The sequence below is a fragment of the Dactylosporangium fulvum genome, assembly GCF_025137375.1.
In the GTDB taxonomy this organism is placed as follows: domain Bacteria; phylum Actinomycetota; class Actinomycetes; order Mycobacteriales; family Micromonosporaceae; genus Dactylosporangium; species Dactylosporangium fulvum.
Window position 1 is genome coordinate 7,511,766 of sequence record NZ_CP073720.1, and the last position, 11,490, is coordinate 7,523,255.

Genomic DNA, 11,490 nt, shown 5'->3' on the forward strand with positions numbered 1-11,490 from the left:
CAGAGGAAACCCTGCGCGGCGTCGCCAGGCCGGCGTTGCTGTCGGCCGGTGCCGGCGAACTCGCCTACTTCTCGAGCCACAAGTACGCCGGCTGATAGTCGACGGGGTTCCCGAGGTCGCCTTTGAAGCCATGAGCCTTCGGCTTGGTAATCACCGAGAAGACGACTCCCCAGTTCCACAACATCGGAAGGTCCTTCGCGATCTCTGCTTCAAACCTGGCGTATCCGGCCTTGCGCTCATCGAGGTTCAGGGTCGACCGAGCATCCGACAATGCCTTGTCAGCGGCCTCGCTGCAGTAGCTGAATACGTTCTGAGTTTTCGGTCCGTTGCAGGTGAACGCGGGATAGTAGGCCACGTCAGGCTCCGACCCGCTCCTCGTCCAGCAGGCGATCTGATAGTCGCCGGCGAATACCTGGTTGACGAACTTCCCGACGTCCGGCGTGTCGAGCGTCACCGTCATACCCACCTGGGTGAAGAGGTTCTGCAGGGTTTCGGCGAGTCGTCGCGCCTGCGCCGCCGAATGACAGCTCAGGGTAAACGCAAGCTGACCGCCGTGCTCTGCCTTATACTCGTTCACCAGCGCCCGAGCGCTGTCCGCGTTGAACTCCGGCCACTTGGTGGTGCCGGTGTACCAGAAGGATCCTTCGATGAAGGGACCTCTCATCGCGGGCATTTTCCCTTGGAACTGGGTCTGGTTCAGCGCGTTGTAGTCGATCGCCATCGCGACCGCCTTACGCAAACGCAGGTCGTCGAACGGCGCCCTATTCATCTGAAAGCCTACGCCAACGCCACCCACTCCACCCTTCGGCGAGTGGAGCCGCGCGATCTCGGGATTCGAAGCAGCCCAGTTGATCTCGAGCGGTTCGCCGAGCCAGGCCGCCTCGAGTTGGCCTCCGGTGAATGCGGCTCGCCGAGTTTCGGTGTCGCTCATGGGCAGCTCTTGAAACTCATCCAGATACGGCAGTCCCTTCTGCCAGTAGTCCGGGTTGCGCTTGAGAACTAGTCGCTGGTCCGGCTGCCACTCCGTGAACCGGAAGGCGCCGACCCCGACAGCGCTCTTGCGTCCGTAATCCGCACCGGCCGCCGCAACAGCGGCAGGAGAGGCGATCGCGCCTACCGCGGTTGTCAGCGTGCTCGGGAACGATGCGATAGGCGTCTTCAGCGTGAACAGTACAGTCAATGGGTCGTTGGCGACCGCAGACTCGATGTCGCGGACATATGAAGCTGCCGCTGAGGCGTTGGCCGGATCCTGGTGGCGTTTGATGTTGAAGACCACGGCATCCGCGTCAAGTTTGGTGCCATCGTGGAATTTGACATCGGGACGAAGCTTCAACGTCCAGGTCTTGGCATCGACCGACGACAGCGCCTCGGCCAGGTACGGCTCCGGAATACCTTTGTCGTCATATCGCATCAGGGTGTCGTAGATCGCGTTCATCGAAGGGTCCATGACCGTTCGCTTGATCGGGTCGTACTTCGTCTGTGTGCCCACTGACGCGTAGCGGAAGACGCCGCCGTACTGAGGTGGACCCGCATCGGCTTCCGCGCTGGACGAGGCGCCATTCGGCGAGGTCGCGGAAACGCAACCCGCCGACGCCAGTGCAACGACAAGAACTGTTGCGAGCAACGAAGTTCGACGTATCTTCACCCGCTCGCTGAATATGCGCATAATCCGCCCCTTCTCGACGGTGAGCTAATGACGGCATGCTGGGCGAAATCGACACATGCGGCAGCCCGCTGACGCGACACAAAAGTGCCGCTCAGACGTACGAATGAGAAGGACGTATTCCAGCCGAACTGTCGCGGCTGTTCTACCTCAACATCCTGAGCCGTCCTTGGCGCCTCGATCGATCTGCATGTAAGTAGGCCGGATCCGTTCGAGGTGCTCACGCATATGAGACTCTGCCGCACTCGCGTCGCCCGCGGCGATCGCGTTGTAAATGGCAAGGTGATCCGCCTCGACCTGGCGCCAGAAAGCTACTGGCACGTCCTCACGATCGAGACGGGCTGTCATCACTTGGAAGATCGGAATGGCAACGATCTCAAGCAGTTCGTTGCCGGTGGCTGAAAGTACCCGAGCGTGAAAGCCCCGGTTCATCTCCAGCCGGTGCGCGACATCGAGGTTGTCACCGAGAAAGGCGGTCTCGTGAATTAGCTTGAGGGTTTCCTCGGTCCTGCGGACGGCCGAGAAGCCGGCCGCAGGCACCTCGAGGAGGATACGAGCCTCGAGCAGGCTCGCTATGCTGATTTTTTCGGCGCCGGTAAGTAGACCGATCCCGGTCTCCAGGTGGGCGCTGATACTGTCGAAAGACGGATAAGCGACGAAGGTCCCGCCACGGACCCCCCGCGTGGTCCGTACGAGTCCCTCGGAGGAGAGCTGGCGCAGTGCTTCCCTTATCGTGCTGCGGCTCACTCCGAAGAGCTCCGCGATTTCAGGCTCGATGGGAAGCTGGTTACCCGGTGCGAGGCGCCCGCTGATGATGTGTTCCCGTAGCTGGTGCGCCACCTGCTGGTAGGCGGGCAGGATCCGACGAGGCGTCAATCGCGAGATTGCCGCCGGTGCCGGTCGACTACCTTCGTCGTGGTTCATGCCGCACGCGCCCGCAGGGTTTCACCGCAGCGTTTCACCAGTTCCTCCGACGGACGCGTTCCTAGTCACTCAGCACTGACCTTCCAGTCTACGCCAAGCATCTCGGCATAGAAATCCAGCTCGTCGCGTGCGCTGTCGAAGATCCGGAAGTCCTCGGCAGCCGTGATAGCGGGCATGTGCTCGGCTACATCTTCTACGGTCAACCGACCCCGTTGGTTGAGCCCCCGCGTCTCGGCGACGAAGATACGCGCGACACGCCCGCCGCCGACTGCGAAGATCTGGTGGGTCGTTTTCGCCTTCTCGTGCAGCAGCCAGGCGACGACAGGCGACACCAAGCCGGGTGGGAACTCTTCGCGCAGCCACTTCTGGAAGTCGGCGTCCAGCATTGTCTCGGTCATTCTGGTGTACGCGACGGGAGCGATCGCGTTCACCAGGATGTTGTGGTGGCGGCCGATATTCGCAAGGTTGTGCATCATGCCGGCGAGGCCCATTTTCGCCGCCCCGTAGGCGAGGCTGCTGACGGGCACGTCGGGCTCCACGCTGTAGCCGAACAATCCGGCGCTCGAGGAGGTCAGGACGACTCGGCCATACCGCTGTTCACACATTACCGGCCACAACGGCTCGAGCACGTGGAACGCGCCCTTCAGGTGGATCCCAAGCACGGTGTCGAGGGACCAGCCTGCGCCGGCGTTGTGAACGAGGCCGTGGATGCTACCAAATTGACTCAGCGCATCCGCGACGAGGGCAGCGCCGCCTTCCGGCGTGGAAATGTCATTGGTGTCGGCCACAGCTCGGCCGCCCGCATCGTTGATCTCGGCCGCGACGGCCATTGCGGGGTGTTTGGAGCGGCCGTTTCCGTCGAGCTCGACGCCAGGATCGTTCACCACGACCGTTGCCCCCCGCGCACCAAGCAGCAACGCATGCTCGCGGCCGAGCCCACGTCCTCCGCCGGTCACCACGATAACGCGGCCGTCATACCGCAATTCGTCCACTAGGTGTCCTCCAATGCGCCAATACGCTACGTGTGTACCGTTAGGGAACCCGGTGTCGGCTGCTCCAGCTACTCGACCTTGATCAGCTCGACGCGCTCGTCTCCGTAGATGTCCTCACCCTTCATGAGGCCGTCGGAGCTGAAGGGGATGATGACCGCAGAATGCCGGACGGTCACATAGGCCCCATGCACATCGATGTTCTGGCCCGGGTGGTTCTTGGCGAGGCGCTCGAGCAGGGCTCCGCGGACCACCACCTTGATCAGGCCATCACCGAAAATGCCGTAGTCGTCGATGATGAACCGGTCGTAGGTCCGCTCAAGCTGGTTCGAGCCGGACTCGAAAATCCTGGTGTAGAAGTCGCGGGTTGCGGCATTCCCCACGAAGTGCTCCTGAGGCGTGCTGCCCCAGAAGTGGTACTCGGGCTCGGGGACAAGCGTCCGCATGATGCGCTCGAGGTCGCCCTCGAGTTCTGCACGGACGTGCTCTTCGAGGACATCCAGCATGTGCAGGTGCTTGGGGTTCGTGATTTCCTTCCGCTTCCGCTCGATTCCGAGCAGCGACTTCATCGGGTCGATCGGCAGCTGACTCATCGTCGTCATCAGTGACTCCGTCTGGTGAGGACCATCTGAGTTCCGGCGAGACCCCTGGGTCCAGTCGTTCGGGCCACGGCAGCAGCATGACAGCCGCAGCGGCGGCGGCACCGCACCGATGGGGATCTTGCCCGGCTTCAATCTGATGTCAGGCTAGCCCGCCGATCATGAGTCGGTCAAGACAACATCAGGTGTTTAGCGGCTTGGTCTTCAGACGGAGCCAGCTGGCGATGTTCGCCCCGACCGATCGCCCACACTCTTCCCGGTCAGCTCGCCTCACCAGGCAACACATGGGGAGGTGGCGCGCGGGCGACACATCCGCCCATCCGGGGCGGAGGCCCTCGAAAGGACGACCACTTCGACCTAACGTTAAAACACAGATGTTTTCCGGATTCGACCCGAAGGGGTTCGGTCGTGGCTCGCGCGGCGGCCGCGCATGGTCCAGGTTCGGTGCGCCACCCCGACATCGTCGCCACCGGGCGGCATCACGGCTGCAAGGTCGAGACGCGTCAGCCGTTCGATCCGGAATCGAAGGGCGGTGCCAGGCGCAGGGTCAAGATCGCAAAGGCGGACCTGGCTCCGGCGTACGCGGCGTTCGTCACTGACGACCATCCAAAGTCGCCTTGGTCCTGGCTGCCTCCGCATGACGTCGGGCCCGTGCTCCGCCCGTTCCCTCTCCCCCACCACGTTCGTGCCACTGCGGCCCCGCCGACGTTGCAGGAGCCCGCAAAGCCATCAACCAGAGAGGCTTACGGGGTCGGCTACGTAGTTGTCCCGATGCGGTGCCCATGTGGCCCCCGTCACTCTCCTCGGTAGCCAAGGAGAGGAGAACGGCATGCACCGGTCCACAGTCCGCTCCACGGAAGACATCGCTCACCAGGCGCGGCGAGGACGTATGGATGCGGCGAACGACGCCGCGGAAGAGTGGTCCCCGACGTGGCACATCAACCTCGACCCCCTCTTCAGATCACGCAGCTGCATGACGGCCGCCACCGTCCAACCTTGGTTGACCTTGAGAACTCGATCGGCGCCCCTGCCCCGCTGCCGACTGGAGCAGGCTTCCGCAGCGCACACGATGACGTCGTTGCCGTGCCACGACTGACACATGGCACCTGTTGCTTTCTACGGTATGGAGTTCTGCTTTATGGAAACAACTGCGTCAGGAATGCAGGGACTGCTTACCGGCCGAACGGCCATTGTTACCGGCGCGGGTCGCGGTATCGGCCGCGGTGAGGCTCTCGCTCTCGCTGCCGCCGGCGCCCGCGTCGTCGTCAACGACCCGGGGTTCGACCGCGAGGCCAGGACGACCTCAAACGAGCCTGCCGACAAGGTCGTGGCCGAGATCATCGCGGCAGGGGGCGAAGCAGTGGCGAACTACGCTTCCGCCTCGGATTGGTCGGGTGCTGAGGATCTCGTGAACACGGCGATCGACTCATTCGGGCGCCTCGATATCGTGGTCAACAACGCCGGAGTGATGAAGTACCAGCTCTTGGACGACATCACCGAGGCTGACTTCGACATGCTGATCTCGGGCAACCTGAGGAGTGCCTTCGCCGTCTGCAGGTTCGCAGCACCGATCATGCGGCGCCAGGGGTACGGACGCATCATCAACACGGCCTCGAACCAGTGGTCTGCGCCTCAGGGCAACCCGCACTACGTGGCGGCGAAGGGCGGTGTGGTTTCGCTGACCTACGAGCTGGCGTGGGAGCTCAACGGCACAGGGGTCACCGTCAACGCCGTCGCGCCGTTCGCGGCCACCCGCCTCACCCTTGAAATGGCCGAAGCCGACAGGCGGTTGAAGGAACGAAACCTGCTGTCCGAGCGACGGTTGAGCGCCAAAGAAGCTCGTGCCGATCCTGAGATGGTCGCCCCGATCGTGGTCTACCTGGCCAGTGAGCATGCGTCGACCGTGAATGGACTGGTGTTCCGAGCCGGCGGCGGCAAGATCGGTGTCTACCAGCACCCCGTCGAGTGTCGCTCGATCTTCCGAGACGAGAGCCTCGGGTCTTGGCCCCTCGTCGACCTCCTCGAGCTCCTGCCGCGGACACTGCTGGCGCGTGACACCGTTGCACCCCACATTTGAGCGGGACGACCGATCAGGGACGGGACCAGGGAAAATCCAGTGCACGCGAGCACAGCAGGCATCGGCATCCGGCCAGCGCCGGGGGCCGAGGCGGTGTCGAAAGCCAGTTGCACGCTCGCGAAGGTGCCGTCGTGGCGGGCCGCCGTGGCCGCGGCCCGCTACGTCGACGGTCGGCTGGTGCCGCCGCGGCCAACGCCGTTCCGCTATTCTCAACCCGGCGCGGGATAACATCACCAGCGCAAGCATCGACCTGTGAGGCCCGGTTTCCGGGGATCAGATGCAACGAGGAGTTCTGTGCAAGAGAAGCCTGGTAGCTCGGTCGACAATGCTCTGCAGGTGTTGCTGCTGTTCAAGACGCGCAGGCTGCTGCGCGTGGCCGACGTCGCTGACGAGCTCGGGGTCGCGCGGTCAACCGCGCACAGGCTCCTGGTCGCGATGGTTCAGCGTGGTTTTGCGGTGCAGGACTCGATCACGCGGGCCTATTTGCCAGGGCCCGAGCTCACCGAGATCGGTTTGTCGGTCGTGGCAATGCTCGACATCCGCGAGCAGGCGCGACCGATCATGAACGCCCTGTCCGAGGCGCTGCACGAGACAGTGTCCCTGGTCGTCCTCGAAGGGCCCAACGCGCGCTTTCTCGACTCGGTCGAAGGGGACTTCGTCGTCCGAGTGGGTTCGAGGACAGGGCAGGTCCTCCCTGCTCACTGCGTTTCGGGTGGCAAGGCGCTCTTGAGTGGGCTCGATCATGCACAGATCGACGCCATATACACCGCGGAGGAGCTTCCGACGCTGACACCCAAGTCGATCTCGACCAAGACCGCCCTGCTCGCCGAATTGGAGCGGATCCGTGCCGCCGGGTACGCAACGAATGCGGCAGAGTCGGAACCGGACGTCTCGGCGGTCGCGGTCACGCTGGTCATGGGCGGTTCACGTGCAGCCATTACCGTCGCGGCCCCCACGTCGCGAGTGCGGGCACGAGACACCGATCGGTTGGGGCGCGAGGTTTTGCGCATCGTTAGTGAGCAGCTAGCGCTGATCTGATCCGGCCGGCACGCACGGTCCCGGTGTCGGATCTGTGCAGCAACGTCCCTCTGACAGGAACACCAGTCAGGAACTGCTGCCTCGTTCGCGAATCCAGGCCGCAATCTGGATGCGTGATGCCAAGCCGAGCTTGGTAAGGATGTGCTCGACGTGCGTCTCGGCTGTTCGCTGCGAGATGACCAACTGCCCGGCGATCTCCTTGTTGCTCATCCCCTTGGCCACCAATTCCGCCACTTCGGTCTCCCGCTTGCTGAGCAGTCCAGCGCCAACTGCTTGAGCACCGGATGAGACCACGACCCGTGGCAGCGGGTGACCTAGAGCGAACGCGATGTTGTCCTCGGTCGGCCGAGTGCTTCCTGCCGCGAAACAGGCGGTGAAGCGTTCGTCGCCCAATGCCGCTCGAGCGGCCTCAGCACTTTCCTGGTCGTAGCGAGTCAAGTGATCATAACCGAACGTGCGGTGCCCCAGGACGGACCGGATGGCCTCGACGGACCCGAGCAGTCGGGCGGCCCGCTCCGGTTCACCGCCGACAGCGCTGGTCCAGACAAGCACCTCGATAGCCCGACCGAGGCACACCAGTTCCCGCATCGACCAGCTGCGGTCGACTGCTAGCCGGGCGAAACGTGAGGCCGCCGCGACATCGCCGGCCTGCCAAGCCAAAACGCTGCGAGCCCAGTCGGTCATGGCCTCGGCGAGGTCGGAGCCCCTGTCTCTATTGAGCGCGCGATAGCTGTCCAGCGTCTCCCGGGCGGCGTCCGGTTGCCCGATCTCCGACAGGACCAGGGCGAGGCGAATGAGCGTCAACGCCGTGCCTAGCGGATCGTTGACCTGACGTTGCGCCGCCAGCGCAGCCTGGAGCGTCTCGGCGGCAATGCCCATGTCCCCACGCGTCATGGCCAAATGTCCCTCGAACAGTTTCACATAGGCGAGGGCTTGGTCGTCTTGCTGCTTATGTGCAAGGGCCACGGCCTCGGCCAGGCGGCGCACAGCGCCTGCATCGTCACCTTGGAAGAGGGCCAACGCGGCGTCCGCCAGAACCGCCAGGGTGCGGCCGCGGTCCTTGGTCGGCGCCACTTCGAGCATCCGCTGCAGCCAGCGGCGTCCTTCACCCACCATCCCGTTGACGCGCCATCCGTACCAAAGAGACTGCGCAATGCGGAGTCCTGCGTTCGCGTGCTCGGGATCGCTAATGCAGTAGTCCAGGGCGCTACGAATGTTCGGCAGGTTCGCTCGGATCCGCTCGCGCCACTCGGGTTCTGCGGAGGAGTACCACGCCTGGCATGCCCGCTCGACGAACCCGCTGATGTACACGCGGTGTCTTGCCTGAAGCAACGGCAGCTCTGACGACTCTGCGAGGCGTCGTCGGCCGTACTCCAGAAGGGTTTCGATCATCCGGAAGCGGACGCGTCCGTCTCGCTCCTCCCGAACCAGGACCGACTTCTCGACCAGCGCGATGACGTTCTCGAGCACGGCCTCACGCGGAAGGTCTTCGCCGGAGCAGACCTCTTCGGCGGCCTCAAGGTCGAAGCCACCGGAGAATACTGATGCTCGGGCCCAAAGTCGTCGCTCCGACGGCGAGCACAATTCGTAGCTCCAGTCGAACAGGCTCTGCAGTGAACTCTGCCGCGGTCGCGAGACACGGCTCCCCGCAATGAGAAGGGAGTACCGTTCGTCCAGGCGCTCCACGATCTGCTCGGGCGACAGCCCACGGAGCCGTGTCGCCGCCATCTCGATCGCTAGCGGTAGCCCGTCCAAGCGGCGACACAGGGTCGCCACCGCCTGTGCGTTGCGCTGGTCGAGGACAAATTCGGAGAGCACGCCCCTCGCCCTGTCGATGAAGAGGGCCACGGCGTCCGAGAGCACAAGATCGCCCGGCTGAACCGCTTCCGGGCCTGGCACTGAAAGCGGAGGGACCTGCAGGCTCTTCTCGGCCGGGATGCCCAGTACCTGGCGGCTGGTGACGAGGATGTGCAGCCGGGGGGCGGCCCGGAGCAGGTGATCGGCCAGAGTGGCCGACGCATCAAGGACGTGCTCGCAGTTGTCCAGGACGAGCAGGGCACGCCGCTGCGCGAAATGGGACGACAGAAGCACCAGCGGTGAGTGCGTCGACTCGTCAACCAGCCCGATCGCGCCTGCGGCGACACTTGCGACGAGCGCGGGATCGGCGTGATCGCTCAAGTCGACGAACCACACGCCATCCGGGAACGCCTTGCGCACCTCCGAGGCGACCCGTAGGGCAAGCCGAGTCTTGCCGACGCCCCCGGGACCGGTCAGTGTGACCAACCGCGAGCCACCCAGTGCTTCGCGCACGTCCGCCAACTTTTGCCGGCGTCCCACGAAAGTTGTGACCGCCTCCGGCAAACCGCCCATTCGGGGGATCATCGATGCAATACCGCCTACTCGCGGAATATCGACCGTCTGCCGCGCCGGGTCGGCGCACCGCGATACCTCGCCCGCAGTCCGATATGGGAGGGCTTTGGACGACGAAGTCGTCTTGATCCGCACTTCGCGATTGACGTCTTCACAGGTAGGACCCTATTTGGAAATGATCGTGGATGGCAAGCGACGGGTTGATCGTCCTGTGTTTGCTGTCGGCTCGTGTCGGCCGACGCGGTGCCGCTGGATGACAACGGCTGATGATCTGACGGCGGCGCCGACGCCCCGCTCGGGTGGTCGGCGCGACCAGCGGACAGCGGCTGTGGCTGCAGCATCGGCCGCCTCGGCTTCGTCCCGGCCGTGCCGAGCAACCAGAAGGTGCCAACCACCGCGGCGGCGCTCGCGTCGAGGCCCTCGCCACCACCTGTACGCCGGCCTGCAAGCAGAGCAGCCGCGGCGACGGGCAAGGGCCATGGGTCTACGACTGGCCCGGTCGGTACTCCGCCCGGCACGGCACCGCCGAGCGAGGCCACGCCCACTGGCCGCTCATCCGCCGCAGCATCACCACGGGCACCTCGCCACCCGGCCGACCCAACCCAGGCCTGCCCGGTTCCTGGGCACCCGGCTCAGCCGGGCGGTCCGGCAGGAGAGGGCGCCTGAGTCGCTGCGACCGACACCTGCCGACAAGCAGAGACGAGGCGGCCGGCTAGGTGTTCGATCTGGTCCGCCGTGAGAGAGGGCGGGAGGTCGAACATCTTGATAGCAAGCTTCACCTGGCGTCGATCGTCGAGCACGGGCGCGCCGAGGAAGCGAACATCGTAGGTACGACCCGGCTCCAGCGAACCGTCATAGAAGTCGAGAACGTCGCCCAAAAGGCTGAGCAGCTTTTGCTCCAGCGCGGCAGTGTATCGGCCGCCGAATGATCGGCGTGCCTCACTCACTCGCTTCTCGATGTCCGGCATTCGCAGTGCAACCGACCAACCTCGCGCCCGCACCCGCTCCAGCAATGCCAGGCACCGAACGCGGTCCGTCTCCGTCAGGGCATGACCGCTGTGAGCGAGCCACGACTCATGGACGTGATCCGGGGCCCAGGCCACGTGCAATGAGCCGAGCGGCGGGGCTAGCGGAAGCCGGAGCCCGGCAGGACCCGGTGTCGTCGTACCCTCCTGGGGAAGGATCGTCGCCAGGTGCACGATCTCGTTGCCGATCGCAGCCTGTGCCACGCACTCCACCCCGAGCTCACGTGCGAGGCGCTCCATCTCGGGTCTGGCCAGCTCAGCGAGTTCGACCTGCGCCGACAGCTGGTCCTCGACGAGAGCGGCGATCGAGAGTGGGGCGAACCTGCCGTATCCACCCTGGAAGAAGAGCAAAGGGAGGTCGTCGCGCTGAATGTCGAGCTCGATCACTCGCGCCAAGACGATGTAGTGGTCACCGCCGTCGAGCACCGAGACCGGCTCGCACTCGATCCAGGCAACGGCGTCGTCGAAGATCGGGTTTCCCTGTCTGCTGAGATGCCAGCCGACGCTCCCCCAGACGGTCTCGTCCTTGGATGTCAGGCGCCTGCACAGGGTCTCCTGCGACGAGCCCAAGACGTTAATCGCGAAGGTCGAAGATTGGCTCAGCAGAGCGAAGGTCTTTGACGTCCTTTTCGGAAAGTAGGCGACCAGCGGCGGTTCCAACGAGACCGAGGTGAATGACCCGACCACCATGCCGACCGGGCCGTCGGCATGGGAACTGGTCACGACGGCAACGCCGGTCGGGTACCTGCCCAGCACGTCGCGGAACCGGCGCGTGTCGAAGCTGTCCTCGTAGCTCATTGTGCAC

8 protein-coding genes are annotated in these 11,490 nt (G+C 64.4%); 2 read left to right on the forward strand and 6 right to left on the reverse strand.

All coding sequences use genetic code 11. From position 1 onward, the window contains the following. Positions 1-64: 64 nt before the first annotated feature. The 4 genes from Dfulv_RS34375 to Dfulv_RS34390 all read right to left on the reverse strand — a co-directional run bounded on the left by Dfulv_RS34375 (position 65) and on the right by Dfulv_RS34390 (position 4,178). Entirely contained in the window at positions 65-1,666 is a 1,602-nt protein-coding gene (locus Dfulv_RS34375; protein WP_259857978.1) for an ABC transporter substrate-binding protein, read from the reverse strand. 147 nt (positions 1,667-1,813) lie between these two features. Then, complete coding sequence (locus tag Dfulv_RS34380; RefSeq protein ID WP_259857979.1) at positions 1,814-2,587, reverse strand: FadR/GntR family transcriptional regulator; 774 nt, start codon at positions 2,585-2,587, stop codon at positions 1,814-1,816. 65 nt (positions 2,588-2,652) lie between these two features. Then, complete coding sequence (locus tag Dfulv_RS34385; protein WP_259857980.1) at positions 2,653-3,579, reverse strand: SDR family NAD(P)-dependent oxidoreductase; 927 nt, start codon at positions 3,577-3,579, stop codon at positions 2,653-2,655. A gap of 68 nt (positions 3,580-3,647) precedes the next feature. Beyond that, positions 3,648-4,178 carry a nuclear transport factor 2-like protein gene (locus Dfulv_RS34390; RefSeq protein WP_259857981.1) on the reverse strand — a complete coding sequence of 177 codons (531 nt, stop codon included), beginning with the start codon at positions 4,176-4,178 and terminating at the stop codon, positions 3,648-3,650. Positions 4,179-5,274: 1,096 nt separating this feature from the next. Between Dfulv_RS34390 and Dfulv_RS34395 the strand changes: the two genes are divergently transcribed. Together Dfulv_RS34395 and Dfulv_RS34400 are read left to right on the forward strand one after the other, a co-directional pair. Beyond that, positions 5,275-6,252: an SDR family NAD(P)-dependent oxidoreductase gene (locus Dfulv_RS34395; protein ID WP_259857982.1), complete on the forward strand. Its 978-nt coding sequence runs from the start codon at positions 5,275-5,277 to the stop codon at positions 6,250-6,252. A 336-nt stretch (positions 6,253-6,588) separates the two neighbouring features. After that, positions 6,589-7,290: an IclR family transcriptional regulator gene (locus tag Dfulv_RS34400; protein WP_259857983.1), complete on the forward strand. Its 702-nt coding sequence runs from the start codon at positions 6,589-6,591 to the stop codon at positions 7,288-7,290. A gap of 66 nt (positions 7,291-7,356) precedes the next feature. Here Dfulv_RS34400 and Dfulv_RS34405 read toward each other — a convergent pair whose 3' ends face one another. Together Dfulv_RS34405 and Dfulv_RS34410 are read right to left on the reverse strand one after the other, a co-directional pair. Then, entirely contained in the window at positions 7,357-9,600 is a 2,244-nt protein-coding gene (locus Dfulv_RS34405; RefSeq protein WP_259857984.1) for a LuxR C-terminal-related transcriptional regulator, read from the reverse strand. 692 nt (positions 9,601-10,292) lie between these two features. Continuing rightward, entirely contained in the window at positions 10,293-11,483 is a 1,191-nt protein-coding gene (locus Dfulv_RS34410; protein WP_259857985.1) for a flavin reductase, read from the reverse strand. Between the last annotated feature and the right edge of the window lie 7 nt (positions 11,484-11,490).

Coding starts and splice junctions, on each gene's coding strand:
- Dfulv_RS34375 (WP_259857978.1), bottom strand. CDS start 1,666: ATGCGCATATTCAGCGAGCGGGTGAAGATACGTCGAACTTCGTTGCTC.
- Dfulv_RS34380 (WP_259857979.1), bottom strand. CDS start 2,587: ATGAACCACGACGAAGGTAGTCGACCGGCACCGGCGGCAATCTCGCGA.
- Dfulv_RS34390 (WP_259857981.1), bottom strand. CDS start 4,178: ATGACGACGATGAGTCAGCTGCCGATCGACCCGATGAAGTCGCTGCTC.
- Dfulv_RS34395 (WP_259857982.1), top strand. CDS start 5,275: ATGGCACCTGTTGCTTTCTACGGTATGGAGTTCTGCTTTATGGAAACA.
- Dfulv_RS34410 (WP_259857985.1), bottom strand. CDS start 11,483: ATGAGCTACGAGGACAGCTTCGACACGCGCCGGTTCCGCGACGTGCTG.